We start from the raw sequence: 25,970 nt of genomic DNA, 5'->3' as shown, positions 1-25,970 counted from the left end.
GAGTCAGCGGATGGGTTCGAGGTTCACGAGGTTGGGGGTTGCCGCGGCGACCCTCGCGACGGCAGCGATCGCCATCACGGCGACTCCGGCGGCGGCGTTGACGCCCCCGACGTTCAGTAAGCAGTTCGCTCCCGACATCATCGGACCCGGCAGCGTCAGCACGCTCACGTTCACGATCGACAACACGGGCGATCCCGACCCGGTCACGAGTCTCGCCTTCACCGACGTGCTGCCTGCGGGTGTCACGATCGCCTCACCGGCGATGGTCACGCCGGGGTGCGACGCCACGGTGTCGGCGCCCGCGGGCGGCTCCACCATCGCCGTGTCCGACGGCCGCCTCGGTGGCGGTTCTGCGTGCACGATCTCGGTCGACGTCACCTCGTCGACCCCGGGGTTGGCGATGAACGTCAGCAGCGACCTGACGTCGACCGCCGGGAACAGCGGACCTGCGAGCGACGATCTCACCATCGACATCGACCGACCCGGCTTTTCGAAGTCGTTCACCCCGTCGTCGGTCACCCTCGGCCAGCGGAGCACGCTGACGTTCGTCATCGACAACTCGCTCAACGCCTCGAGTGTGCCGAACCTCGACTTCGGCGACGACCTGCCGATCGGCATGGAAGTGGCCGACCCGCCGTCGGTGTCGAGCACCTGCGGAACGCCGACGATCCCGCCCGTAGTGACCGCGTCGCCCGGCGGCACCTCCATCGTGCTCGACGCCGACGGCACCCTGGCGTTCCCCGCTGTGGCCGCCGAGGCGGTGTGCACGGTCACGGTCGACGTGGCGACCACCGGTGTCGGCTCGCTCGACAACCAGTCGGACGATCTCCAGGCCGAGTTCGTGTCGGCCGGCCATGCGAACGCCTCACTCGAGGTCACGCGGTCCGACCTCCACATCGAGAAGGAGTTCACGAACGACCCGGTCGCTCCCGGCGGACAGGTCGAACTCGAGTTCCGGATCCGGAACTTCGACCGTGCACAACCCGCCGGATCGATCTCGTTCACCGACGACCTCGACGCCACCCTGACCGGACTGACCTTCGACTCGGTCGTGTCCGACGACTGCAACGCGACGATCAACGGGACCGGTTCGGGCCTGATCACCGTGTCCGACGTCTCGCTGGCCGCCGGAGCGGGCTGCACGATCCGCACGTCGCTGACGGTGCCTGCCGCCGCGCCGGGCAGCTACGAGAACGTCACGAGCGCCGTCGCAGGTTCGGTCGGCCGCAACCCGGTCACGGGCGACTCGGCCGCCGACCTCCTGTTCGTCGAAGCCGCGCCCGTCGAGTTCACCAAGGAGTTCGTCGACGACCCGGTGGGCCCGGGCGACCAGGTGACGCTGCGCTTCACCATCTCGAACCGCGACTCGTCGCCGGTCACCGCCATCTCGTTCACGGACGACGTCGGCGGCAGCCCGCCTCCCGAGGACCGTGCGGGGACGCTCCCCGGGATGGCGGCGAACGGTCTGGTCGACGCCGGCGGGCTCGAGCCCGACCCGCTCGTCGATCCGTGCGGCCCGGGCAGCGAGCTGACGATCCCCGACCCGAACGAATCCCTGCCGTCACCCCCGTTCCCTGATCTCCCGCCGGACCCGACGTTCCTCCAGTTCACCGGTGGCAGCCTCGCTGCCGCCGGGCAGCCGGGTGACTCGTGCACGTTCGACGTCGTGCTCGACGTGCCGGCAGATGCCCCTGGCGGGCAGTACCTCAACACGACGTCGCCCCTCGACGCCGACCCGAGCGGCGCACCTCCGGCGACCGACACCCTCGAGGTCGTCGACACGCCACGCCTGACCAAGGAGTTCGTCGGCGGCGCCGTCGCACCCGGCGGCTCGGTCACCCTCCGCTTCGAGCTGAGCATGCAGGAGGAGGCTCCGAACGCGACGGCCATCTCGTTCACCGACGATCTGTCGGCCGTCGTGGCTGGGCTCACGGCGACGAGCGTCGACGCCAACTCGTGCGTCGGCAGCACCGTCGACATCTCCACGCCCACCCTGATCGACGTGTCGGGCGCATCGCTCGGTGCCGGGTCGACGTGCACCATCGACGTCGTCCTCGCGGTCGACGCCGGGGTCGCTCCCGGTTCGTACCCGAACACCACCTCGACCGTCGCTGCGACGGTCGATGGCATCGCCACCGCGTCGAGCCCGGCTACCGACGACCTCACCGTCACGGCACTGACGTTCACGAAGGAGTTCGTCGGTGATCCGGTCATCGCCGGCGACACCGTCACCCTCCGGTTCGACATCGCGAACTCGTCGCCGTCCGACGCCGCGACCGGCATCTCGTTCACCGACGATCTCGCCGCCGTGCTCCCCGGCACCCCCGACCTCACCGCCACGCTGCCTCCGACGACGAACACCTGCGGCGGCACCATGGCCGGCCCGACCTTCCTCACGTACTCCGGCGGCTCGGTCGCTGCAGCGTCGAGCTGCACCATCGACGTCGAGATCCTCGTCCCGGCGGGCACAGCCGACGACACCTACCGGAACACGACGAGTTCGCTCACCGCCGACCAGGGCGGCGCCGTCGTCGTCCAACCCGCCACCGACGACCTCGCCGTCCGGAGCGAGTTGCTGCAGATGGCCAAGGAGTTCACCGACGACCCGGTCAACCCGGGTGACACCGTGACGCTCGAGTTCGGCCTCACCAACCTCGACGCCACGCGCCCGATCTCCGCCGTGGGGTTCACCGACAACCTCACCGCGACCGTGGCCGGGCTGTCGTTCGACGGCATCGTCTCGAACGACTGCGGCGGCACCGTCGGTGGTGCCGGCACCGGCCTGATCTCCGTGTCGGGCGCCGCATTGGCGGCCGGCGCATCCTGCACGATCGTCGTGTCGCTCTCGGTTCCCGGGGGCGCCGCTGCCGGCTCGTACACGAACACGACGAGCGAGGTGACCGGCACGATCGACGGCCTCGCCGTGTTCGGGACGGCCGCCGGCGACGATCTCGTCGTCACCGACGTCGACATCACGCTGACGAAGTCGTTCGACGGGCCCACCATCCCGGGTGGCACGGCGACGCTGACGTTCACCCTGACCAACGACGGTGCCGACGAGATCGGCGACCTGTCGTTCACCGACGACCTCGACGCGGTCGTGTCCGGCCTGGTCGCGACCGACACGCCGATCGCCGGCGTCTGCGGAGGGCGGAGCAACATCTCGGGCACGAGTGTGTTGACGTTCTCGGGCGGCCCGCTGGCGGGTTCGGGCGGCACGTGCTCGTTCTCCGTCGAGGTCGCGGTGCCGTCGACGACGATGCCGGGCACGTACCCCAACACGACGAGCGCGCTGTTCCAGCTCGGCCTGCCGGTCTCCGAACCGGCGACCGCCGACCTCGTCGTCGAACCGGCGGCCGACATCTCCGTCACCAAGACGGACGGGGCGACGACGGTGGTGCCGGGTGAGACCACCACGTACACCATCGTCGTCACCAACGCCGGGCCCTCGACCGACCCCGCCGTCACCGTCACCGACACCTTCCCCGCCACGCTGACCTGCGCATCCACGTCGGTCGCCACCGGCGGCGCAACCGGCAACACCACCAGCGGAACCGGCGACATCGACGACACCCTCTCGATGCCACCCGACTCCACGGTCACGTACACCGCCACCTGCGACATCGACCCCGCAGCAACGGGCACCCTGACCAACACCGCCACCGCAACCGCCTCGGTCACCGACCCCGACACCACCAACGACACCGCCACCGACGACACCACCCTCACCCCCACCGCCGACGTCTCCGTCACCAAGACGGACGGGGCGACGACGGTGGTGCCGGGTGAGACCACCACGTACACCATCGTCGTCACCAACGCCGGGCCCTCGACCGACCCCGCCGTCACCGTCACCGACACCTTCCCCGCCACGCTGACCTGCGCATCCACGTCGGTCGCCACCGGCGGCGCAACCGGCAACACCACCAGCGGAACCGGCGACATCGACGACACCCTCTCGATGCCACCCGACTCCACGGTCACGTACACCGCCACCTGCAACATCGACCCCGCAGCAACGGGCACCCTGACCAACACCGCCACCGCAACCGCCTCGGTCACCGACCCCGACACCACCAACGACACCGCCACCGACGACACCACCCTCACCCCCACCGCCGACGTCTCCGTCACCAAGACGGACGGGGCGACCACGGTGGTGCCGGGTGAGACCACCACGTACACCATCGTCGTCACCAACGCCGGGCCCTCGACCGACCCCGCCGTCACCGTCACCGACACCTTCCCCGCCACGCTGACCTGCGCATCCACGTCGGTCGCCACCGGCGGCGCAACCGGCAACACCACCAGCGGAACCGGCGACATCGACGACACCCTCTCGATGCCGGCAGGTTCGACCGTCACGTACACCGCCACCTGCGACATCGACCCCGCAGCAACCGGCACTCTGACCAACACCACCACCGCAACCGCCTCGATCACCGACCCCGACACCACCAACGACACCGCCACCGACGACACCACCCTCACCCCCACCGCCGACATCACCGTCACCAAGACCGGCGGTCCGGCGACGGTCGTCGCCGGCGGCTCGATCACCTACACGATCACCGTGAGCAACGCCGGCCCCTCGACCGACCCGGCGGTCACCGTCACCGACGACTTCGCCGCCGGACTGGCCTGCAGCTGGACGATGTCGACGATCGGGGGTGCCAGCGGTTCGACGTCTGGCACCGGCGACATCGGCGAGACGATCTCGCTGCCGCCGGGCTCGACGGCGACCTACGCCGCGACGTGCGCCACCGATCCGGCGTTGTCGACCACCGTCACGAACACCGCGACCGCCTCGGGCTCCGTGACCGACCCGACTCCGGGGAACGGCAGCGCCAGCGCTGCGGGGACGATGGTGACGCCACCCGGACTCCCGGCCACCGGCGGCGACCCCGCCGGCACCCTGCTGCCGGCGACCCTGGCGATCCTCCTCGGCGCAGTCCTGCTCGCCACCCGCCGCTTCCGCCGCACCTGAAGTCCACCGGGTCGGGTGTCGGACGGAACGGCGAGGCGCAGCCGAGGCGTTTCGGGAGATCACCCGACCCGCTGCCTCTCCGTCGCCGTTCCCTGCGACACCCGACGCCCCTTTCGTGAACGGGGTGTGACGTTCGAGTCGTCGTGCTGACTTCACGCCCGTGCTTTGACAAACTGTCAACCGTGACTGCGACCGAGCCCTCCCCCGCGCACACGCCCACGGCATCGTTCGAGCTGAACGGCCAACCCGTGTCGGTGCGCCGGAACCACCCCCACCTGCTCGCCGCGCTCCGCGAGGAGCTCGACGTCACCTCCCCGAAGGACGGCTGCTCGCCGTCGGGCCAGTGCGGGTGTTGCACCGTGCTGATCGACGGCAAGGCCGTCGTGTCGTGCCAGCAGTCGCTCGACAAGGTCGACGGCTCCTCGATCGTCACCCTCGAAGGAGTCGACGAAACGGAGCGTCAGGCGTTCGCCGACGCCTTCGCGGCCTGCGGCGGGCTGCAGTGCGGTTTCTGCATCCCCGGCATCGTGATGCGCGCCAAGGCCCAGATCGACAAGAAGGGCGACTCGCTCACTCGTGACGGCATGAAACCGCACCTCGGCGCCCACCTGTGCCGGTGCACCGGCTATGTCAAGATCCTCGACGCGATCGAGATGGTCGCGCAGGGCACCGCATGTGCCCCGTCGCTCTCGAACGAGATCGGTGGCGGCGGCGCCAAGTACGAGGCAGCGCCACTCACCCTCGGCGACCGCGGCTACATCGACGATCTGCGCGTGCCCGGCATGTTGCACGCCGCCCTTCGCCTCACCGACCACGCACGCGCCGACGTCACCGCGATCGACGCGAGCGCCGCCGATCAGGCCGACGGCGTCGTGGCCGTTTTCACCGCCGCCGACATCCCCGGGGAGTTGCGACACGGCCTGATCCATAAGGACTGGCCGACCATGATCCCGGTCGGCGGCACCACCTCGTGTGCGGGCGACGTGCTCGCGATCGTGGTCGCCGAGACGCGCGAGCAGGCCCGTAGCGCGGTCGAACTCGTCGCCATCGACTACGACGTGCGCCAGCCGAACACCGACCCGGTCGCTGCGCTCGCCGACGATGCTCCGCTCTCGGTCTGGGGCACCGATTCGAACGTCCTGTCGGTGAGCGCATACGAACGCGGCGACATCGACGACGCACTCGCCGGTTCGGCGTTCACCGTGTCGGAGACCTTCCAGACCCAACGCATCGAACACGCCTTCCTCGAACCCGAGTCGACCCTCGCCGTGCCGAGCGGCGACGGCGACGACCGCTCCCTGTACGTGTACTCCGGCGGCCAGGGCGTCTGGGACGACCGCAACGACATCGCCGCGATCCTCGGCATCGACCGGTCGCGGGTCACCGTCGAACTGGTGTCGAACGGTGGTGCGTTCGGCGGCAAGGAAGACATGTCGAACCAGGCCCAGACAGCGCTCGCCGCGTTCTTGCTGGGTCGACCCGTGAAGTGCACGCTCTCGCGCGAAGAGAGCTTCCGGATGCACGCCAAGCGTCACCCGATCCGGCTCGAATACACCGCCGGCTGTGACGCCGAGGGTCGGCTGACCGGCCTCCGTGTGCGCGGCATCGGCGACTCGGGCGCGTACGCCAGCGTCGGCATGAAGGTGCTCGAACGGGCCGCCGGGCACGCCTGCGGCCCGTACCGATGGCACGCGATCGACGTCGAGACGATCGCCGTGCGGACCAACAACCTCGTCTGCGGTGCCTTCCGCGGGTTCGGCGCCAACCAGGCGCAGTTCGCGATGGAGGGCGTGATTGATCGACTCGCCGAACAGGTCGGCATCAGTGGCTGGGAGATGCGCAAGCGCAACGTGATCCAGCCGGGCGAGGTGTGGGGACCGGGCCAGATCATGGACGACGGGGCCGGTGGCGCCGAGGCGGTGCTCGACGAGATCCGCGCCGTCTACGAAGAGGCCGCCGCAAGCGGCAAGGCGATCGGGCTCGGGCTCGGTCTGAAGAACTCGGGCCTCGGCAACGGCTTCCGCGAGGTGTGTGGCGCCGTGGTCCGGTTCCACTCCGACGACGACCGGGTCGAGGTCCGCCACGGCTGGACCGAGATGGGACAAGGCGTGCACACCGTCGCGCTCCAGATCGCCAGCGCCGAGTTGGGCATCGATCCCGACCGCATCGACGTCATCGTCGACACGAGCCGCGAGCTCGGCTTCGGGCAGACGACCGGATCGCGCGGGACGCTCATGACCGCCGGGTCGGTGCAGGCCGCCTGCCAGGCGGCGCTCGCCGCCGGTTGCGCACCCGACGTCGATCACAGCGGCGAGTACGTCGTCGACTGGACCCAGAAGCTCGGTGACCCGGGCGTGCAGAACCCGACGATCCACTCGTGCTTCTCGTACGCCGCGCAGTTGGCGATCGCCGACCCCGAGACCGGCGCAATCGAGAAGATCGTCGCCGTGCACGACGTCGGCAAGGCCGTCAACCCGATGCTGGTCGAAGGTCAGGTGGAGGGTTCGGTCCACATGGGTCTGGGCTACGCGCTGAGCGAGCAATTCCCGACCGACCCCGAGACCGGCTTCCCGACCAACATGACGCTGCGATCGCTCGGCATCCTGCGTGCGAAGGACATCCCTGAGATCGAGGTCCGGATCGTCGAGGTGCCCCAGCCGCGATCGCCCTATGGCATCAAGGGCGTCGGCGAGATCGGCCTGGTCCCCACCGCGCCGGCGGTCGCCGCAGCGCGGCGCGCCGCCACCGGCGAGTGGGCGACCGAACTCCCGATGCAGCCCTGACCCGGCCGATCAGGCGGCAACGGCGGTCGACCGGGGGGCGACCAGTTGCCCCATCCGGCTGACGATCGTGCCGACCGCGAAGTTGGCGCAGATCTCTCGGATCTCGTCGACGTGGGCCGACACCAGGTCGTCGACCGCGGCGACGGCGTCGTCGAACACTTCGCCGTTCACGGCGTAGTCGCCCGCCTCGACCGCCTGCACGACGAGATCGATGGTGCCGGTGCAATCGAGCCAGTCGTGCAGCCGGGTGCGCAGCGTGTGTTCGGTGACGCCCGGACGGTCGACGACCATGGCGGTGGTGGTCGCCCCGTGACTGACGAGGCCGAACCAGCCCCGATCGCAGACGTCGCAGTGTTCGTCGGGGCAGTCGAGCACGACGGGGGCGACGAGTTCGCCGTCGACGGCACAGTGGTGATCGGACGGGGTCGAGCCGAGCGGTTCGGTGGAGAGTTCGTCGGTGGCGATGAGGACGAGCATGGCGAGTTCCTGTCTGGAGCGGTGGAGGCGGGGCACGAGCCCGATCACGACCCATCCTGACGAAGGGGTGTCACATCGTTCGGTTCCCGCCCACCGACCGACGGGCTGACGTCAAGGACACTTGTCGTAAAGTTTGTTTGTCATTTAGACAAGGACCCTTTACACTGCCGAGCATGACCGATCGACACGACGACACGTCCGCAGTGCGCGAACAGCGAATGAGCGCCGCGGACAAGCAGCAGCGCAACAGTTACCTCAAAGAGTTCATCCCCGCGATCCTGACCTACGGCGTCCTCCTCGCGATCGTGCAGACCACGGTCGACGCGAACACGCCGGGCGCCCGCTGGTGGGTGTTGCTCCCCGTCATCCCGATGATCGGCGTCGCCGTCGCCCTCTACCGGGCGGTCCAGCGAGCCGACGAGTACGGCCGGACGGTGATGCTCGAGTGCATGGCGCTCGGCTTCGGTGTCTCGATGATCGTCGCCATGGCGTACGGCTTCCTCGGCGGGATCGGGGTCGCGCCGACGTACGGTCCGTGGATCGTGTTCGGCGCCGGCATGGTCGCCTGGAGCGGGTCGCTCCTGCTGCGCGGATTGCGCTGATGCAGAACCGACTGAAAGAGCTGCGCGCCGTCAATGGGTGGAGCCAGGCTCACCTGGCCGACCTGCTCGGCGTCAGCCGTCAGACCGTCAACGCGCTCGAGAAGGGCCGCTACGACCCGAGCCTGCCGCTCGCGTTCCGGCTCTCGCGGGTGTTCGACGCCCCGATCGAGCAGATCTTCAGCCCCGACGACGATCTCGGCGCCGCCTGACCGACTCGGCGTGGCGCTCGGCGATCGGCTCAGCGGCGAAGGCGGCGCCAGCGGTCGACGATGTCGTCGGTGTCGAAGTGATCGACCGGTGCGCCGTCGACGATGTTGACGTTCGCCCGGTCGATCGCCGCGTTCGCATCGGCGACGGCGGCCCGCACCGTGTCCTCGTCGGGGCACCGCCAGAACGCCGCTCTCGCAGCGGCTGCGCCTTCGAGCGCCGCCGCACGCCGGTCGTGGCTGAGCTCGCGTTCGAAGAACCGCTTCGCCCACCAACCCTCGGGCCGCTCCCAGTGGAGATCGGCGATCGGCTTGCCCTCGAGGCGCGGTGCCGACAACTCACCGTCGGCGGCCGCCTTGGCCAGACGCTCTTCGAGCATCCGCTCGAGATAGCTCACGGCGGCAACGCTACGCCGCGACGGCCACCGACGCCAGCCGCTTCAGCCGAACGGATCGAGGAGCGCGAGTGCGTCGGCCGGGAGCGACGGTGCGGGCACGCTCCCGAACCAGGGGCGGGCGGGCCCGGCCACCGGACAACCCTCGAGGCCGTCCACCACCACTGTGCCTGCCGCATCGAACTCGACGGACGAGGCGTCGCCCCCACAGCCGTCCCCCACCGGCACCACGTCGACCGCCACGACATCACCGCCGGCGAGCGCCGTGATCGCCGGCGCCGTCGTGCCGTCGACCCCTTCTCCGACGACGGCACCGAGATCGCACGACACGAAGCCGGCGTTGCGGACCACGACGACGCCGTCGGCGACGTCATCGATGAACACGGCGTCCAGGTCGGCGCAGGGCTCGTCGGGCGAGTCGGCGACGTAGAAGGCGAGCAGCGAGGGCTCGCACGCGGCGACCACGATCGACGACACCTCGACGATGACGTGACTCACGACGACCTCGACCGTGTCGAACACCGTCGGCGAGCACCGGCCGTCCTCGGACCCGACGATCAGGTCGCCCCACTCACCCGGTTCGAGCCAGACGCTCGGTTCCGCCTCGGTCGACAGCGTCGGTGACCCGGCGACGTCGACCTCGCACCAGCCGTCGCCGTCGTTCCTGACCCGGACGGTCGCCGACGACGTGACGTCGACCGGACTCGCCTGCGCGGTCCACCACGTCAGGGAGTCGGGATCGCACGGCGGTGGGGTGTCGGGCCGGACGACGGTCGAGGCCGACCGCTGGCTCGGCGCCAGTCGGTGGGTCGTCGACGGCGCCGTGTCGCCTCCGCCTCCGCACGCCGCGAGCGCCAACAGACCGACCGCGGGCCACCACCTCACGCCGATCGACGGTAGTGCCTCGCGCCCACCGGCCTCGGTCGCGCCGGGACGGCGCACGGTTCGCGCATCGTTCGCGCACGGTCGAAACGACCCCGGTCGCGGGCGGCGATGGCAGCGCGGTCGCGGCGATGCGCTACGGTTCGTTGCGAGGGCTGGTCCAACGTCGAACCGCCCGGTTGCCCAGTCGCTCGCCACCACCTGGCGCTGTTCACACGGCGTTCACACAGCGAACACGACGGTGCAACGGCCTGCTGACATCGTTCGGCGCTGCCCCTACAACCCTGCTATCTCGGAAGGAACTCCCCCGTGGCGTACCAAGCTGAATACATCTGGCTCGACGGCTATGAGCCGACTCCGTCTCTGCGCAGCAAGACGAAGATCCTCCACGACGAGGTCACCGAACCCCCGATCTGGGGCTTCGACGGCTCGTCGACCGAGCAGGCGACCGGCGACAAGTCGGACTGCGTGCTCAAGCCCGTCTTCAAGTGCCCCGACCCGATCCGCGGCGGCCGCAACATCCTCGTGATGTGCGAGGTCATGCTCGTGAGTGGTCGTCCGCACCCGACGAACACCCGCAACGCCTGCGCCAAGGTCGAGAAGAAGTTCGCCGACACCCAGATGCTGTTCGGTCTCGAGCAGGAGTACACGATGCTCCGTGCCGACCGCACCCCGCTCGGCTTCCCCGAGGGCGGCGGACTCCCCGCTCCCCAGGGTCCGTACTACTGCGGCGTCGGCACCGGCAAGATCTCGGGTCGCCAGATCGTCGAAGAGCACACCCAGGCGTGCATCGACGCCGGCCTGTCGATCTCGGGCACCAACCCCGAGGTCATGCCCGGTCAGTGGGAGTTCCAGGTCGGCCCGCTCGGCCCGACCGCCGTCGGCGACCAGCTCAACGTCGCTCGCTGGCTGCTCCACCGCATCGCGGAGGACTACGACGTCATCATCAGCTTCGACGCCAAGCCCGAGAAGGGCGACTGGAACGGCGCCGGCTGCCACACCAACTTCTCCAACGTCGCGATGCGTGAGAGCTACGACGCGATCATCGATGCCTGCGAGAAGATCGGCGCCAACTTCATGGAACTGGTCGAGAACTACGGCGACGGCGTCGCCGAGCGCTTGACCGGCTCCCACGAGACCGCCCCCTGGGATCAGTTCAGCTACGGCGTCTCCGACCGTGGCGCCTCGATCCGCATCCCGTGGCAGGTCGAAAAGGACGGCAAGGGCTACGCCGAGGATCGCCGCCCGAACGCCAACATGGACCCGTACACGGTGTCGCGTCTCATCACCGAGACGATCAACACGCCGAAGGCCAAGCCGGCCAAGAAGAAGGCTGCCGCCAAGAAGAAGTGAACGACGGTCACCGTCGTTGATCGGCGAGCGGGAGCTCCGGCACCGAGCCGGGGCTCCCGTTCGGCATTTCCAGACCTGTCGCACCGCCCTACCGTGTGACGCACTGCGAGACCTGTCGCACACGCCCCTACGGTGCGACAGACTGAAGGAGTGAGTCGAATGCTCGACCAACACCGCGACTACGTGCTCCGCACGGTCGAAGAGCGAGGCGTGCGCCTCGTTCGGCTCTGGTTCACCGACGTGCTCGGCAACCTGAGGAGCTTCGCCATCAGCCCGGCCGAACTCGAGAACGCGCTCGAGGACGGCATGACGTTCGACGGTTCGTCGATCGACGGGTTCTCGCGCATCCAGGAAGCCGACGTGCTGGCGATCCCCGATCCCGACACGTTCGAGATCATCCCGTGGGGCGAAGCCGGCGCATCCGAGGCGCGGGTGTTCTGCGACATCCACCACCTCGACGGCAGCCCGTTCGACGGCGACCCCCGCCAGGTGCTGCGCCGCCACGTGCGCGCCGCCCACGACGAGGGCTACACGTTCTACCTCGCCCCCGACGTCGAGTTCTTCTACTTCGAACAACCGGCGCCCGGCGAGCGGCCCACGCCGCTCGACGAGGGCGGCTTCTTCGACCTGACGATGCGCGACGCCGCCGGCGACCTGCGCAAGCAGACGATCCGCAAGCTCGAACAGATGAGCATCCCGGTCGAGTACTCGTTCCACGAGGACGCGCCGAGCCAGCAGGAGATCGACCTGCGGCACACCGACGCCCTCACGATGGCCGACAGCGTGATGACGTTCCGACTCGTCGTCAAGGAGGTCGCCGCCAGTCAAGGCGTCCACGCCACGTTCATGCCCAAGCCCCTCCAGGGAGTGCAGGGCTCGGGCATGCACCTCCACATGTCGCTGTTCCGCGGCGACGAGAACGCCTTCTACGACGGCGACGACCCGCACCAGCTGTCGCCCGTCGCCAAGTCGTTCATGGCCGGTCTGCTCCGCCACGCGTCGGAGATCACGGCCATCACGAACCAGACGGTCAACAGCTACAAGCGTCTGGTGCCGGGCTTCGAGGCACCGGTCCACATCTCGTGGGCCCGCAACAACCGCAGCGGCCTCATCCGGGTGCCGATCGCCAAGAAGGCGAACCCGCTGGCCACCCGCATCGAGTACCGCTCCCCCGACGCTGCGTGCAACCCGTACCTGGCGTTCAGCGTGCTGCTCGCCGCCGGCATGAAGGGCATCCACGAGGGCTACGAGCTGCCCGAGGAGGCCGAGGACAACCTGTTCGAGATGGACGACGCCGCACTCGCCAAACTCGGGATCACGCAACTCCCGCAGTCGTTGTCGGACGCCCTCCGCACGATGGAAGAGTCCGAGCTGGTGCAGGAGGCACTCGGCGAGCACATCTTCGAGTGGTTCCTGCGCAACAAGCGCCGCGAATGGTGGGCGTACAAGGAGCACGTCAGCCAGTTCGAGATCGATCGGTACCTGAGGTCGATGTGATGAGCGGCAACGGTGTGATCGCAGTCTTCGCCACCGACGTGCCGCCCGAACTCGCCCGCACGCTCGATCTGGGCGGGTACTCGTGGAAGGGAGTTGCGTCTGCGGACGAGGCTGCCGAGTCGGAACCGGCGGAGGGATGGAGCGCCGCGATCGTCGAGATCGGCGACGACAGCGAGAACGCGTGGGCGTTCTGTCGTTCGCTCCGCCAGCACGACGACGGGACGACCCGCATCATGTTGCTGGTGTCGGGCGGCCAGCTCGGCGAACTCGAACTGCGCGACGATCTGTACGACGACTTCTGTCTGTCGCCGTTCCACCCGAGCGAGCTCGAGGCGCGCCTGCGGCACCTGATGTGGGCGACCGGCTCGTCGCCCGTGCTGCGAGCCGACATGGTCGAGTACGGCGAACTGGTCCTCAACCTCGAGACGTACCAGGCGACGATCGCCAAGCGGCCGCTCGACCTCACCTACATGGAGTACGAACTGTTGAAGTTCCTGGCCCAGAACCCGGGCAAGGTCTTCACCCGCGAGATCCTGCTCAGCCGGGTGTGGGGCTACGAGTACTACGGCGGCGCCCGCACGGTCGACGTCCACATCCGTCGCCTCCGCGCCAAGCTCGGCGAGGAGTACGCCGGCCTGATCGCCACGGTCCGCTCCGTCGGCTACCGCTTCGGCCAGTCCCGCTGGGGCAGCTGAAGGGGTCGGATACGTTTCGTCGCCACCGCACGCCGAACGGCACAAGGCGACCCGACGAAACGTATCCGACCCCTTCGCCGGCCGCGCGGGTCAGGCCTGGCTGCGGGTGAAGGTGTCGCGGAGGGCTCGGCCGATCATGCGGGCGTACTCGAGCTGACCGCGAGCCGTGAGATGCACGCCGTCGTCGGAGATCAGCCCGTCGATCTCGGCCAGTGCGTGCCAGTCGAGCACCCATGAGTTCGGCCGGTCGGCGAGCGTCGCGCGGACGAGCAGGTTGAACATGTTCGCCCGGTCGTCGAGGTCGCGTACCCATGTGTCGACCCAGAACACGGCGGCGTCGTCGGGGATCTCGGCCAGGACCTCGTCGATGTCGTCCTGGATCGCCTCCTGACTCGTGCCGGCGCCGACGTCGTTGGTGCCGAGCGCCACGATCCACAGCTCCGGTTCGGCGCCGACGGTGACGATGTCGTCGATCGCCGACACCCCGGACGGGAGGTCGGCGCCGCCCCACTCGGCCATCCGTCGGCTCTCGAGTGCGTCGTAGGCCAGGATCTCGATGCCGTGCAGCGAGATCGAGCTGGTGATCAGGTCGGTCGCCGAGCGGGCGATCGAGTCGCCGACCACGGCGACCGATGCCGGCAACGCCGGACGCTCGTCGAGGGGGACCGTCGCCACGGGCGGCACCATCGGATCGTCGAGCACCTGCTCCTCGTCGATGTCGACGGGCGTGGCGGTCGTGGGAGGAGCCGCGGCGGCGACCTCGTCGTCGCCGGTTCCGGCCTCGTCGAGGAACTCGGCGGCGGTGAGCTGCTCCTGCTCGATCGTCGACAAGACCGAAGCCTCGGTCGCCGTCGGCGAACCCGGAGCGTCGTCGCCGCAGGCCGTGACGGCGACGGCCGATGCGATCAGGAGCGCGACGAGACGGTGGCGGGTCGGGGGCACCGGACCATTCTGGACCGACGATCGCCTCGGCGGGCGTCAGTGGTGCGGAATGTCGCGTCGGCGGAACCCGACGAAGCCGAACGCGGTGACGACGAGCGCCACCACGACGAGCACGGCGATCCCGGTCGTCGACGGGTCGTCGGCCGGGACGAACCCGACCGAGTACATCGGCGAGAGGCGCAGCACCCACTCGTCGACGTCGAGCGTCGGCCCGACGAAGGCGATGAAGGTCTCGTAGCCGAGAACCAGCCAGGCGATGCCCTGCCATCGAGGCATCCAGCCGAAGCAGGCGACGCTGACAGCCGCGACGACGGCGATCGCGGGCACGTACGCGATCCCGGATGTCAGGATCTCGCCCGTCTGGTTCCCGTCGTCGCCGAGATCGCCGACGGTGAGCCCGAACGCCAACGCGGATGCGAGCGTCACCACCAGGTACCCGGCGGTGACGACGGCGAGGTGCGAACCCAGCCAGGTGTGGCGGCTGACGGCCCGGGCCAGGGTGGGTTCGAGGTTCCCGTCGAGTTCGGCGGAGCGCAGCTTCGCGAGGCCCTGCACTGCGAACCCGGTCGCCATGAGCACGAGCATGGTGATCGTCAGCGCGAGGTAGCCGTCGGCTCCCCCGTCGAGCTCCGCGAACGCCGGGTTCGACGCCACGGCATCGGCAACCGCATCGGACAGGGCACCGAAGATCACGGCGACGGCGATGGCACCCGCCGTCCAGGCTGCGATCGATGCACGGTGGTCGCGGAACGCCAGGCCGACGACCGACTGTGTGTGGGCAGCGGCTCGGTCGGGCCCGGCTCGCGTGTTGAGGAGACCCGATCCGAGGTCGCGACGGGCGCTCTGGACGACGCCCACGGTGATCAGGATCGTCGCCGTGCCGGCGGCGAGCAGGAGCGGCCACCAACGTGGCTCGGTGTCGAAGGGCCGGGTTTCCTGCTGCCAGGCGAGCGGCGACAGCCACTTCCACCCGTTCTCGTTCACGTCGCCGATCGCTCGGGTCGCGTACGAGACGCCCAAGACAGTCAGGCTGATCGCGTACACCTTGCCGGGGATGCGGACCAACTGCGCGACGAGAGCGGCGATGCCGACCCAGACCGCGCCGAGGCCGAACAGCGAGAGCGCGTACAGCGCAGCGTCACCCGTGTCGATGTCGTACGCCGCTGCGCTGAGGAAGATCCCGAGTGCGCTCACGGCGAGTGCGGCCAGGGTGGTGATCACGGCGCCGACCGTCGGCGCCCAGCGGGCGACGCACCGCGACCGGACGAGTTCGAGCAACCCGGATGCTTCCTGGGTGCGCGTCGCCCGCGTGATCAGGTGGGTCGCCATGACCGGGAGCATGATCGCAGCCATGAAACCGAACTCGTTGGCCGTGACGCCGCCCAGGTTGTCGGCCCCGTACGGAGTGCCGTTGATCGCTGCCACGGCGGCATTGCCGTCCATCGCCGCCCCGTAACTCTCGAGGGTCGCAGCGTCGGGGTACGCCGCGTCGATCGCCGCGATCGTGACGAGGTAGAGCCCGATGATCGATCCGACCCAGATCGCGATCGGTTTCCATCCCGTCCGCAGCTGGATCGCGAGCATCGTTCCGATGCCGCTGCCGTGCTGATCGGCGGGCACCGCCACGGCGGTCGTCATGCCTCGACGGTCCCGGCGTAGGCGTCGAGGAACAGCTCGTCGAGGTTGGGCGGCCGGACGGTGAGCGAGTGGACCCCTGCTGCGAAGAGCACGTCGAGTGCCTCCTGGAGCGCCGACTCGTCGACGTCGAACCGGACGTCGAGCCCGCCGGCGCTCGAGGTGAGGACCAGCTCGCTGACGGACGATCGGTCGCCGAGACCGGTCGGCTCCGACTCGGTCGTGGCGTGCACCTTCGTGCGCGACCCTCGTCGCAGTTCGGCGAGACCGCCCGTCCGGATCGTGCGACCCTGGCTGATGATCGTGACGCGGTCGCTGAGCGCTTCGGCCTCGGCGAGGATGTGGGTCGACAGCAGCACCGACACGCCGTCGTCGACGCGCTCACGAACCGACTGCTGGAAGACCTCCTCCATCAACGGGTCGAGGCCCGACGTCGGTTCGTCGAACAGGAGCAGTTCGGCCCGCGACGCGAGTGCAGCGACCAGCGCGACCTTCTGTCGGTTGCCCTTGCTGTACTCGCTGATGCGCTTGGTGGGGTCGAGCCCGAAACGCTCCGTCAACGCCGCTCGGCGATCGTCGTCGAGACCGACGCCGGCGCCCGCCAGCACGTCGATGCACTGGCCGCCCGTCAGTCCGGGCCACAGCATCACGTCGCCCGGCACGTAGGCGATCCGACGGTGCAATCGGACGGCGTCTTTCCACGGATCGCCGTCGAGCAACCGCACGCTGCCACCGTCGGCCCGCATCAGGCCCAAGATGATGCGCAGCGCGGTCGACTTGCCGGCCCCGTTGGGACCGAGGAAGCCGTGTACGTGTCCCTGCTCGACGCTCAGTTCGAGCCCGTCGAGCGCCTTCGTACGGCCGAAGCTCTTCCGAAGGTCGTTGATGTCGATGACCGTGTCCATGCCCACTCCCGTCTGGTTCGGTCCGCCGTCCGGGACTGTACCGAAGTTCGGTGGTGTCGACGGGCGACCGCGTCACCCGGACCAGCCAGGTCGGCCGGACCATCGGTGGATGCCGGTGACACTCGACGGATGCCGGCGGATGCGTCCGTCAGCGCTGCTGGATGCGGCGGCTGTGTTGCGTGTGGAGCTGCACCATCTCGTCGACGCGCTCGCTCACCAGTCGGCCGCCCTGCACCACCGGGGTTCCGTGCACGACGGTGTCCCGGGCAGCGACGGGTCCGCAGCGCAGCCACGCCTCGATCGGGTCGGCGAGGGCCCCGGCGAAGATCGGACCGTCGAGCGACCACACGGCGACATCGCCGACGGCGCCCGGTTCGAGCACGCCGAGTTCGCCGGTGCGTCCGAGACACGCAGCGCCCCCGAGCGTCGCGATCTCGAGCGCCATCCGAGCGGTGCCCGCGTGTGCGCCGTCACGGAGCTTGGCGAGCAGCATCGCCTGCCGGGCTTCGAGCCACAGTGAGGCGGCGTCGGCCGACGACGATCCGTCGACGCCGAGCCCGACGGGCACACCGGCGGCTCGCAGCGCCACGACCGGGGCGATGCCGGAGGCGAGGATCAGGTTGCTCGACGGGCAGTGGGCTGCGCCGACGCCGGCGGCACCGAGACGCCGGATCTCGTCGTCGTCGGGTTTGACGCAGTGGGCGACCCAGGTGCGGTCGGTCGCCCAGCCGGTGCGTTCGAGGTATTCCATCGGACGGCACCCGAACGTCTCGAGGCTGAACTCGTCGTCCTCGTCGTTCTCGGCGAAGTGGGTGTGGAGCCGGACGTCGAGCCGTTCGGCGAGTTCGGCCGTGCGCACCATGAGCTGCTCGGTGACGGAGAAGGGTGAGCACGGTGCGAGCGCGATTCGGGTCCTCGCTCCCCACGACCGGTCGTGATGCTTCGCGACCGCTTCCTCGCTCGCTGCCAGGATGTCGTCGTCGTCGGCGACCACGTCGTCGGGTGGCAGACCGCCGTCCTTCTCCGACAGCGACATCGAACCGCGAGTCGGGTGGAATCGGACACCGAGGTCACGAGCCGCCTCGATCTCGGCCGTGAGCAGATCACCCGCACCCTTCGGATGGAGATACAGGTGGTCGGTCGACGTCGTGCAGCCCGACAGCGCCAACTCGGCCAGCCCGACCCACGCCGACACGTGCACGGCGTCGGTGTCGATCGCACGCCAAAGCGGATAGAGCGACTGCAGCCATCCGAACAGCGGCTTGTCGGTCATCGGCGGGAACGCCCGGGTCAGGTTCTGGAACAGGTGATGGTGGGTGTTGATCAACCCGGGCGTCACCAGACAGTCGGTGGCGTCGATCACCGTGGTCGCGACCGGCGGCTCGCCCTGCCCGACCGCTTCGACGAGGCCGTCGCTGATGCTGACCCACCCGCCAGTGAGCTCGCGCCGGTCGCCGTCCATCGTGGCGAGCAACCGGGCGTTCGAGATCAGCAGGTCGGCCATGAGCAGCCCTTTCGTTCAGCGCAGCGATTCGATGATGGCGGCGAGGTCGTCGACGGTGGTGAGCGGGTTGACGAGACAGATGCGGAGCACCGTCTCGCCGTGCCACGACGTCGCGACGACGAACGACTCCTCGGCGGCGAGCTGGGCATCGCTCCAGGCGTGGTACTGCTCGGCCGTCCATCCGCGGCGTCGGAACATCACGATCGACAGCTCGGGTTCGACGACGAGTTCGCAGTGGTCGCTCCGGCGGATGAGGTCGGCGCCGGCGTGGGCGACCTCGAGCGTCGTCTCCACGGCCTCTCGATACGCGGCCGTGCCGTGGGTCGCGAGGCTGAACCACAGGGGCAGGCCACGGGCACGACGCGACAGGTGGTGGGCGTAGTCGCTCGGATTCCAGTCGTCGTCGTCGTGGAGCACGTCGAGGTACTCCGCCTGCTGCGTGTGCGCGGCCTTCGCGACACGTGGGTCGCGGTAGAGCAGGGCACAGCAGTCGAACGGGGCGAACAGCCACTTGTGCGGATCGACGATGAAGCTGTCGGCGCGCTCGATGCCGGCGAACTTGTCGCGCAGCGCCGGCGCGACCAGCCCGGCGCCGCCGTAGGCACCGTCGACGTGGAACCAGACCCCGAGCCGCTCGCTGACGTCGGCGGCGCCGGTCAGGTCGTCGATCACCCCGGCGTTCGTGGTGCCGCTCGTCGCGATCACGGCGAAGAGTCGGTCCCGATCGACGGGGTCGAGCGCCTCGACCGTGGCGTCGAGTTGGGCGCCGTGCATCCGACCGGTTTCGTCGGCCGGCACCGTGATCACGTCGGCGTCCATCGCCCGACCCGCCTGGGCCACCGACGAGTGGGCGCCCGACGAGGTGATCATCAGGCCGCGGGTGCGATCGTGCTCGCCGGCCGCGTCGTGGCGCCACTTCCACCGGGCGGCGATGAGCGCCGACAGGTTCCCGGCCGTGCCGCCGCTGACGAACGCACCGCCGGCCTCGGGCGGGAGACCGGCGAGGTCGGCGATCCAGCGCAGTGCCTCGTTCTCGGCGAAGACCGCACCGGCCCCTTCCATCCACGACCCGGCGTAGACGCTCGAGGCGCCGACGACGAGATCGAACAGGATCGCCGCCTCGGTGGGCGCCGCCGGCACGAACGACAGAAAGCGTGGATGATCGACCGAGATGCACGCGGGCGCCAGGACATCGCCGAAGACGCGCAGTGCCTCGAGACCGCCGATACCGCGTTCGGTGATCGTGTGGCCGGCCATGGCGCGCAGGTTCTGCGCGCTCTGGGGGCCGTCGAGTGGTGGTGGGTCGAGCCGGACCCGGTCGACCGCGTAGCGGAGGACCGCCTGGGTGAGGATCTCGGTCGATGCGTCGTGACGATGCATCGCCGCGACGTCAGTCGTCGATGTCGAGCAGCTCGCTGCCCTCGTGACGGATCTCGCCGTCACGCTGCAGGAAGAACCCGAGGATGGCCGAGCCGAAGCCGCCGCTGATGAGCACCAGCGACGGGAAGATCAGCAGGGCGACGACGATCGCAATGGCTCCGGCCATGGGCAAGAGGCTAGCCGCTCGGTCAGGCCGGACGGTAGGCGACGGCTTCGATCTCGACCACGGCCCCGATGGGGAGTTCGCGTACGGCGACCGTCGAGCGGGCCGGGCGGTGCGATCCCATCGCATCCACGTAGGCGTCGTTGAACGTGGCGAAGGCGTCCATGTCGACGAGGAAGCAGGTGGTCTTCACGACGTCGGTGAGCGAGGCCCCCATCGACTCGAGCTGCGCGGTCAGGTTGGTGACGGCCTGACGCGTCTGGCCGGCGACGCCGCCGTCGGCGAGCGATCCGTCGGCGATGCCGACCTGACCCGAGACGAAGATGAAGTCACCGGCGCGGACGGCGGGTGTGTACGGACCGAGAGGCTTGCTCATGGCGCGCCACCGTACCGTCTGGGATCGGCGGAGCGGGTCAGTGCGTCGTGGGCCAGCGGGCCGGGAGCCCGGCGCGACGCCAGACCGCCGAGGCCACCGCTGCGAAGACGGCATCGCTGCCGTTGACCGGTTCGGCGTCGGACGACACGATCTCGACCTCGATCCGAGGGGTGTCGACGGCTCGGAGCACCCCGAACGACCGCATCGTGAGGTCGTGCGGCACGCCGTCGTCGCCGAGCGACAGCCCCTCGCTCGTGACCCAACCGAGGGCCATGTGGGCCGCACCGATGCAGTAGCTCCGCAGGACGCGGGCGTCGAGCACCGCTCCGGCGTCGACGCGCACGGTGATCGCACCGTCGTCCGCGACCGACGCGGTCGCCGATCCGCCGTTCGGAGCGGTGACACTCGACGTGGCATCGCCGGACAGTGCAGCGAGGACGACCGCGGCCTCGACCCACCCGGCGCCGCGGATCGCCGACGAGGTCGCCGGACCGACGAGGTCGACCTCGACGACGTCGAAGCCGGGAGCGGCCGACCTCACGGCGTCGACGATGCCCGGCGTCCGTGCCACGTGGACGACGCCGGTGCCGTCGGACCGCGCGCCGATCGCCAACGGCGGGCGTTTGGCCCCGAGCCGGACGACGTCCTCACGGGTCGACAGGACCCGCACCGGTCGGCCGTGCTCGTCGGCGAGACGACGGGCCACCTCGCCCAGTTCGCCGCTCTCCTTGCCGCCGAACGCACCGCCGTTGCCGTGCGAACTCATCGGCTCGCCGCCGGGTTCGCACCACGAGGCGTCGGGTTCGAGGTAGCCCGGTTCGACCCACGTGGTCTGCAGGGTCAGGTCCCAATCGCCGTCGGCAACGTCGATCGGCCAGGCGATCGGGGCAGTGGTGCGGCGTCCTTGCACCTTCCCGCTCCGTTCGCGGGCCTCGTGCAGGGTGTCGCCGACGACCCAGTCGCCGGCCGAGTCTCGGACGGCGACCAGCGCGTCGGCGGGAGCCGTGTCGTCGGCGAACCCGCCGGCGCCCAGCGCGACGTTCGGGCCGACGACCTGGGGCACGCCTCCTTCGAGGCGCGCACGCGCCGCGGCAGCCGACGCGTCGTCGAGGTCGGCGTCGCCACCCGGGCCGTCGACGATCGCCTCGATGACGGTCTGCCAACCGGTGCACCGGCACTGATGGGCGAGCATGGCCTGGCATGCCCCGGCCGTGGTCGACCGCTTGGCCTCGTCGAGCCCGGCGGCCCGCATGATGATGCCGGGCGTGCAGAAGCCGCACTGGCTGGCTCCGTGGCGGGTGAAGGTCGCCGACCAGTCGGCTGCGTCGGGGAGACCCTCGATCGTGGTGACCGACCGTCCGCGGACACGGGCCACCGGCGTGACGCAGGCGACACGTGGCTGACCGTCGACCCAGACGGTGCAGCAGCCGCATTGGCCCTGCGGGCTGCAGCCGTCCTTCGCGCCGGTGAGACGGAGCTCCTCACGGAGCGCGTCGAGGAGTGATCCACGGGCGGGCACAGCGACGGCTCGACCGTTGACCGTGAACTCGACGTCGCTCATCGCAACCGGTTCGGCGTCGTCACGACGTCGACGCGTCGGACGGTGCGGTGAGTTCGTCGCGCAGCGCAGCGAACGATGCCCAGTCGCGGGCGGCCAGGAGTTCGGCCTGGTGCGGCCACATCGTCGGGTCGTTGGTCTTCGACCGGGCGCCGGCGTCGTTCAGCATCGTCTGCAGCAGTGACACCTCGGTCGACGCGAGGTCGGCCCACGTCCGGATCCCGATGCCGTGGCAGAGTTCCTCCACGGTGGGGCCGATGCCGACGATCACCTTGAGGTCGTCGATCGTGACCGGCGTGCCGAGCACCGCCTCGGCCTGCTCCGTCTCGGGGTCGGCCGGTGCGCCGATCAGCACGTCGCCGGCGGTCTCCGGCGCCGGTTCGGGGTCGGCGTCGGCGGGCGGCGCCACGTCGGACTCGAGGTCGGCGATCCGGCGATCGCGCTCGGCGATCGTCGATTCGAGGGTGGTGATACGGCCCCGGAGCCGTTCGACCTCGCCGTTGTCGCCGCGCTGGCTGCGAGCACGAGCGATCTGACGACGTGCCGTGACGTTGCGCAGGAGCCAGCCCGTGATGATGCCGAGACCGACCGCGAGCACGATCCACAGGAGCATCTTGGCGAGGGTGTAGGGCATCAGCGGGTCACCTCCGGGGCGGGCAGGAGCGGGGCGGGCAGTGTACGGGGTTCCATGTTCGCACGGGCATCACGGCGAGACCGTGACCACTCGGAACTCGACCCGCCGGCTGGCGGCTTTGTCCTCGACACCGTCGACGAGGATCGGCTGTTCGCTCCCGAACCCCTCGAACTCGATCACGGCGTCGGCGATGCCGCGCTCGATCAAAGCCCGTTCGACCGACAGGGCCCGCAGGCGGCTGAGCGTCAGGTTCTCGTCGGGGTCGCCGTCGCTGTCGGTGTGGCCCTCGACGGTGACCAGCACCCCGTCGGCACCGCCGATGATCTGGGCGATCCGGTCGAGCGCCGGCGCGGAGTCGTCGGTGATGAGCGCCGAGCTGGGCTGGAACAGGATCGGGTTCGCGGCGACGTAGGCGTTGAGCAACGTCTCGACGTCGGCGGCCGGATCGGGCTCGGGCTCGGGTTCGGGTTCGGGTTCGGGCGCCGCCTCGACGGTGATCTCGGCGGCCGCGTCGGCCTCGGCGGCGACCTCGGCGACCACGTCGCGAGCGGCCTCGGACGGAGCGACGCCGGTGACCGTCAACGCTTCACCATCGAACGCGATCGACGCCTCGACGAGCTGCGACGTCGAGGACGAGATCAGCGCCGCCATGCGGGCACCGACCTCGGCGTCGACACCGGTGTCGGGGTCGACGCCCAGCTCGTCGACCACCTCGACGCCGTCGGCGGCGGCCCCCAACAGCGTCGCGCGGACGGCTTCGGTGGCGACGGTGCCGGTCAGGCCGACGGTCGTGCCGTCGAACGCAGCACCGGCTTCGGCCATCGCCGCGGCGCCCACGCCGAAGTCGTCGGGGAAGATCACCTCGTCGATCATGTGGACGACGCCGTTGCCCGTCTCGATGTCGAGCACGCTGATCGTGACGCCGTCGATCGACGGCACCTCGGCGTCGAGGTCGAGCGTCGTCCCGTCGGCCATGTCGATCGGGCCAGTTTCGAAGTCGTCGCTCGACAGGGCCCCGTCGGCAGTGTGGTGGAACACGAGCGACCGGAGCAGCTCGGTGTCTTCGCGGATCTCGGCGAGGACGTCGGCCGGCAGGGCTTCGAAGGCGTCGTCGGTCGCGGCGAACAGCGTGACCTGGTCGGCGCCGGGGTCGCCGAACTCGGCGATGAGGTCGGCTTCCTGCAGGAGCACGGCGAGGAGGGACAGCTGAGGCGATCCGGCCACGGCGTCGGCGACGGTGGCGAACGCCGGCTCCGACGGCGACGTCGTCGACGTCGGTGTGGTCGTGGTGGGCGGCGTCGGATCGGTGGCGTCGGCCGCCTCGGTGGCGTCGGCGGTCGTGTCGGCCGTCCCGTCGGCACCGTCGTCGACGAGCGGCGAGGTGTTGACCCGACAGGTGCGGTCGAGCTCGATCGCACGGACGCCCCAGATGTCGTACGCCGCCTGTCGGGCGGCCTCGGGATCGTTGAGCGGCGCCTCGCAGAAGATCGTGCCGTCCTGCCCGCTGAAGCTCGCCGTCAGGTTCGGGTAGCCGGCCTCGGCGAGCTCGTCGGGCACACGCGTCTCGAGGTCGGACTCGACCCGATCGAGATAGATCGGGGCCGTCACCACGAAGCCGATCGTCGCGATCGCCGCGCAGATCGCGAGGATCCGGCGCCGATATCGGCGCGTGTCACGGCGGACGGGCGAACTCATAACGGGGTCACCATCTCAGCGGGGGTGGCGCGAGGCAACCCTCGTCAACGGAGTGCAACAGTTTCTCAACACGCGGGACGCGTGTGGCGGACCGTGAGGCCCGAGCGGTCAGGAGAAGCTCTGACCGCAGCCGCAGGTGCGAGAGGCGTTCGGGTTCGTGATCGAGAACCCGGACTGGTCGAGACCGTCCTTGTAGTCGAGCGTGGCGCCCTGCAGGAGCTGGGCCGAGGCCGGGTCGACGACGACCTTGACGTCGTTGTCGTACTTGGCCTGCTCGTCGTCGGACGCGACGTCACCGTCGAAGTACATCTCGTACTGGAATCCGCTGCAGCCACCCGGCTTGACGGCGACGCGCAGCGACCAATCGGGCGTGCCCTCGGAGTCGAGCAACTCGCGGACCTTGACAGTGGCGGAATCGGTGAGGGTGATCATCGTCGGTCCTTTCACACGGGGTGGATTGCGGTGAAGATGAGATTCGAGTGTACCGGGGCGGCCCGCCGCGCGCCGCACGGGGTGACGGCCGGAACATCACCTGCGGTGATGATTCGGGTGATGAACCGGGCGGTGCACGGCATCAGGGCGCTCCGACGAGCGACACCTGGCACGGCGTGCGGGCGGCGACCGAGCAGAACTCGCGCACGTCGGTGTCGCCGAGCTCGGCGAGGAACCCGGCGATCAGGCCGTGGTGCAGGCTGCACACGAGATCGGGATGACGTTCGGCCAGATCGCCGAACGGGCAGTTGGCGAATGCGACGACCGCGAGCTCGTCGTCGTCGGGATCGCCGTGGACGACCGGGTCGAAGCCGAGCCGGTCGAGGTCGGACACGACCGCCTCGAGGCTCGACGGTGCCGAGCGAAAGGCCACGCTGCGTGCGTGGCCCTCGTCTTCGCCGACGGCGAATGCGTCGGTCGGGCCGGCGCCGAGGCGTTCGGCCATCGAGAGCACCATGCGGGCGAGCACAGGCAGCACCGGCGGTTCGAGTCCGAGCGACGGCGCCGCGTCGGAGAGCGAGTAGCGGTGCTGTGGACGGCCGACGTCGCCGCGCCCGGCCACCTCGACCGAGACCAGCCCGACATCGCGCATCCGCTCCAGGTGCGGTCGGACGGTATTCGGGTGGAGCTCGATCAGGTCGGCGATCTCGGCCGTGGTGAGCGGCCGTGCCGAGCGGGCGAGCTCGAGATAGATCGCGTACCGGGTGTTGTCGCCGAGGGTCTTGAACAGTTGCAGGCGGGCGGCAGGGTCGGTGAGATCGGGCGCGTCGACGACCGCCGGCGGTCGATGATCCCGTTCTGCGGCCATG

Annotated in this window: 22 protein-coding genes; 7 read left to right on the top strand and 15 right to left on the bottom strand. The window is 69.8% G+C overall.

The window, feature by feature from the left end:
• The first annotated feature begins 31 nt into the window (after window positions 1–31).
• Both BDK89_RS03170 and BDK89_RS03165 read left to right on the top strand, forming a co-directional pair.
• Window positions 32–4,987 (top strand): DUF7933 domain-containing protein, encoded by a 4,956-nt coding sequence (locus BDK89_RS03170; RefSeq protein WP_166657342.1) that lies wholly within the window; start codon window positions 32–34, stop codon window positions 4,985–4,987.
• Window positions 4,988–5,169: 182 nt separating this feature from the next.
• On the top strand, window positions 5,170–7,770 hold the full coding sequence (locus tag BDK89_RS03165) for a molybdopterin cofactor-binding domain-containing protein (protein ID WP_166657341.1): 2,601 nt from the start codon (window positions 5,170–5,172) through the stop codon (window positions 7,768–7,770).
• A 9-nt stretch (window positions 7,771–7,779) separates the two neighbouring features.
• Here BDK89_RS03165 and BDK89_RS03160 read toward each other — a convergent pair whose 3' ends face one another.
• A complete protein-coding gene (locus BDK89_RS03160; RefSeq protein ID WP_166657340.1) occupies window positions 7,780–8,247 on the bottom strand; it encodes a DUF7715 family protein in 468 nt (155 codons plus the stop codon).
• Window positions 8,248–8,420: 173 nt separating this feature from the next.
• On the opposite strand from BDK89_RS03160, the gene BDK89_RS03155 reads away from it, so the two are divergent.
• Both BDK89_RS03155 and BDK89_RS03150 read left to right on the top strand, forming a co-directional pair.
• Window positions 8,421–8,849 carry a hypothetical protein gene (locus tag BDK89_RS03155; RefSeq protein WP_133867577.1) on the top strand — a complete coding sequence of 143 codons (429 nt, stop codon included), beginning with the start codon at window positions 8,421–8,423 and terminating at the stop codon, window positions 8,847–8,849.
• The gene (locus tag BDK89_RS03150) at window positions 8,849–9,058 is read left to right on the top strand and encodes a helix-turn-helix transcriptional regulator (protein ID WP_133867576.1); all 210 of its coding nucleotides are present in this window, start codon (window positions 8,849–8,851) and stop codon (window positions 9,056–9,058) included. Before BDK89_RS03155 ends, BDK89_RS03150 begins: the two co-directional genes overlap by 1 nt.
• Before the next feature lie 29 nt (window positions 9,059–9,087).
• Here BDK89_RS03150 and BDK89_RS03145 read toward each other — a convergent pair whose 3' ends face one another.
• Together BDK89_RS03145 and BDK89_RS03140 are read right to left on the bottom strand one after the other, a co-directional pair.
• Window positions 9,088–9,453 (bottom strand): hypothetical protein, encoded by a 366-nt coding sequence (locus BDK89_RS03145; protein WP_133867575.1) that lies wholly within the window; start codon window positions 9,451–9,453, stop codon window positions 9,088–9,090.
• 42 nt (window positions 9,454–9,495) lie between these two features.
• On the bottom strand, window positions 9,496–10,335 hold the full coding sequence (locus tag BDK89_RS03140) for a hypothetical protein (RefSeq protein WP_133867574.1): 840 nt from the start codon (window positions 10,333–10,335) through the stop codon (window positions 9,496–9,498).
• Between the two features lie 306 nt (window positions 10,336–10,641).
• Between BDK89_RS03140 and glnII the strand changes: the two genes are divergently transcribed.
• The 3 genes from glnII (at window position 10,642) to BDK89_RS22525 (ending at window position 13,877) form a co-directional block, all read left to right on the top strand.
• The gene (gene glnII, locus BDK89_RS03135) at window positions 10,642–11,685 is read left to right on the top strand and encodes a glutamine synthetase GlnII (protein WP_133867573.1); all 1,044 of its coding nucleotides are present in this window, start codon (window positions 10,642–10,644) and stop codon (window positions 11,683–11,685) included.
• A gap of 159 nt (window positions 11,686–11,844) precedes the next feature.
• Entirely contained in the window at window positions 11,845–13,182 is a 1,338-nt protein-coding gene (locus BDK89_RS03130) for a glutamine synthetase family protein (protein WP_133867572.1), read from the top strand.
• A complete protein-coding gene (locus tag BDK89_RS22525) occupies window positions 13,182–13,877 on the top strand; it encodes a winged helix-turn-helix transcriptional regulator (protein ID WP_133867571.1) in 696 nt (231 codons plus the stop codon). Before BDK89_RS03130 ends, BDK89_RS22525 begins: the two co-directional genes overlap by 1 nt.
• Before the next feature lie 90 nt (window positions 13,878–13,967).
• Here the strand turns inward: BDK89_RS22525 and BDK89_RS03120 are convergent, their stop codons facing one another.
• From BDK89_RS03120 to BDK89_RS03070, 12 genes are all read right to left on the bottom strand, one after another.
• Window positions 13,968–14,819 carry an SGNH/GDSL hydrolase family protein gene (locus tag BDK89_RS03120; RefSeq protein ID WP_133867570.1) on the bottom strand — a complete coding sequence of 284 codons (852 nt, stop codon included), beginning with the start codon at window positions 14,817–14,819 and terminating at the stop codon, window positions 13,968–13,970.
• A 36-nt stretch (window positions 14,820–14,855) separates the two neighbouring features.
• Window positions 14,856–16,457, bottom strand: coding sequence for an ABC transporter permease (locus tag BDK89_RS03115; protein WP_133867569.1), 1,602 nt, complete (start codon window positions 16,455–16,457; stop codon window positions 14,856–14,858).
• Window positions 16,454–17,359 carry an ABC transporter ATP-binding protein gene (locus BDK89_RS03110; RefSeq protein WP_133867568.1) on the bottom strand — a complete coding sequence of 302 codons (906 nt, stop codon included), beginning with the start codon at window positions 17,357–17,359 and terminating at the stop codon, window positions 16,454–16,456. The genes BDK89_RS03115 and BDK89_RS03110 overlap by 4 nt, the downstream gene beginning before the upstream one ends.
• Before the next feature lie 148 nt (window positions 17,360–17,507).
• Entirely contained in the window at window positions 17,508–18,863 is a 1,356-nt protein-coding gene (locus tag BDK89_RS03105) for an 8-oxoguanine deaminase (RefSeq protein ID WP_133867567.1), read from the bottom strand.
• A 15-nt stretch (window positions 18,864–18,878) separates the two neighbouring features.
• Window positions 18,879–20,243: a pyridoxal phosphate-dependent decarboxylase family protein gene (locus BDK89_RS03100; protein ID WP_133867566.1), complete on the bottom strand. Its 1,365-nt coding sequence runs from the start codon at window positions 20,241–20,243 to the stop codon at window positions 18,879–18,881.
• A gap of 10 nt (window positions 20,244–20,253) precedes the next feature.
• The gene (locus tag BDK89_RS21565; protein WP_166657339.1) at window positions 20,254–20,409 is read right to left on the bottom strand and encodes a hypothetical protein; all 156 of its coding nucleotides are present in this window, start codon (window positions 20,407–20,409) and stop codon (window positions 20,254–20,256) included.
• 22 nt (window positions 20,410–20,431) lie between these two features.
• Window positions 20,432–20,782 (bottom strand): RidA family protein, encoded by a 351-nt coding sequence (locus BDK89_RS03095; protein WP_133867565.1) that lies wholly within the window; start codon window positions 20,780–20,782, stop codon window positions 20,432–20,434.
• Window positions 20,783–20,819: 37 nt separating this feature from the next.
• A complete protein-coding gene (locus tag BDK89_RS03090) occupies window positions 20,820–22,343 on the bottom strand; it encodes a (2Fe-2S)-binding protein (RefSeq protein WP_133867564.1) in 1,524 nt (507 codons plus the stop codon).
• Between the two features lie 19 nt (window positions 22,344–22,362).
• The gene (locus tag BDK89_RS03085; RefSeq protein WP_133867563.1) at window positions 22,363–22,974 is read right to left on the bottom strand and encodes a hypothetical protein; all 612 of its coding nucleotides are present in this window, start codon (window positions 22,972–22,974) and stop codon (window positions 22,363–22,365) included.
• A gap of 69 nt (window positions 22,975–23,043) precedes the next feature.
• Complete coding sequence (locus BDK89_RS03080) at window positions 23,044–24,669, bottom strand: fasciclin domain-containing protein (protein ID WP_133867562.1); 1,626 nt, start codon at window positions 24,667–24,669, stop codon at window positions 23,044–23,046.
• Between the two features lie 108 nt (window positions 24,670–24,777).
• Window positions 24,778–25,101: an iron-sulfur cluster insertion protein ErpA gene (gene erpA, locus BDK89_RS03075; protein WP_133867561.1), complete on the bottom strand. Its 324-nt coding sequence runs from the start codon at window positions 25,099–25,101 to the stop codon at window positions 24,778–24,780.
• Between the two features lie 142 nt (window positions 25,102–25,243).
• Window positions 25,244–25,969: a helix-turn-helix transcriptional regulator gene (locus BDK89_RS03070; protein ID WP_133867560.1), complete on the bottom strand. Its 726-nt coding sequence runs from the start codon at window positions 25,967–25,969 to the stop codon at window positions 25,244–25,246.
• Window position 25,970 lies beyond the last annotated feature (1 nt).

Source organism: Ilumatobacter fluminis, from assembly GCF_004364865.1.
Taxonomy (GTDB): Bacteria; Actinomycetota; Acidimicrobiia; order Acidimicrobiales; family Ilumatobacteraceae; genus Ilumatobacter; species Ilumatobacter fluminis.
The sequence above is the reverse complement of the archived record's forward strand: the minus strand, read 5'-3'. Positions and strand labels throughout refer to the sequence as shown.

Coding starts and splice junctions, on each gene's coding strand:
- BDK89_RS03160 (WP_166657340.1), bottom strand. CDS start 8,247: ATGCTCGTCCTCATCGCCACCGACGAACTCTCCACCGAACCGCTCGGC.
- BDK89_RS03155 (WP_133867577.1), top strand. CDS start 8,421: ATGACCGATCGACACGACGACACGTCCGCAGTGCGCGAACAGCGAATG.
- BDK89_RS03150 (WP_133867576.1), top strand. CDS start 8,849: ATGCAGAACCGACTGAAAGAGCTGCGCGCCGTCAATGGGTGGAGCCAG.
- BDK89_RS03130 (WP_133867572.1), top strand. CDS start 11,845: ATGCTCGACCAACACCGCGACTACGTGCTCCGCACGGTCGAAGAGCGA.
- BDK89_RS22525 (WP_133867571.1), top strand. CDS start 13,182: ATGAGCGGCAACGGTGTGATCGCAGTCTTCGCCACCGACGTGCCGCCC.
- BDK89_RS03115 (WP_133867569.1), bottom strand. CDS start 16,457: ATGACGACCGCCGTGGCGGTGCCCGCCGATCAGCACGGCAGCGGCATC.
- BDK89_RS03110 (WP_133867568.1), bottom strand. CDS start 17,359: ATGGACACGGTCATCGACATCAACGACCTTCGGAAGAGCTTCGGCCGT.
- BDK89_RS03105 (WP_133867567.1), bottom strand. CDS start 18,863: ATGGCCGACCTGCTGATCTCGAACGCCCGGTTGCTCGCCACGATGGAC.
- BDK89_RS03100 (WP_133867566.1), bottom strand. CDS start 20,243: ATGCATCGTCACGACGCATCGACCGAGATCCTCACCCAGGCGGTCCTC.
- BDK89_RS21565 (WP_166657339.1), bottom strand. CDS start 20,409: ATGGCCGGAGCCATTGCGATCGTCGTCGCCCTGCTGATCTTCCCGTCG.
- BDK89_RS03095 (WP_133867565.1), bottom strand. CDS start 20,782: ATGAGCAAGCCTCTCGGTCCGTACACACCCGCCGTCCGCGCCGGTGAC.
- BDK89_RS03090 (WP_133867564.1), bottom strand. CDS start 22,343: ATGAGCGACGTCGAGTTCACGGTCAACGGTCGAGCCGTCGCTGTGCCC.
- BDK89_RS03085 (WP_133867563.1), bottom strand. CDS start 22,974: ATGCCCTACACCCTCGCCAAGATGCTCCTGTGGATCGTGCTCGCGGTC.
- BDK89_RS03080 (WP_133867562.1), bottom strand. CDS start 24,669: ATGAGTTCGCCCGTCCGCCGTGACACGCGCCGATATCGGCGCCGGATC.
- erpA (WP_133867561.1), bottom strand. CDS start 25,101: ATGATCACCCTCACCGATTCCGCCACTGTCAAGGTCCGCGAGTTGCTC.
- BDK89_RS03070 (WP_133867560.1), bottom strand. CDS start 25,969: ATGGCCGCAGAACGGGATCATCGACCGCCGGCGGTCGTCGACGCGCCC.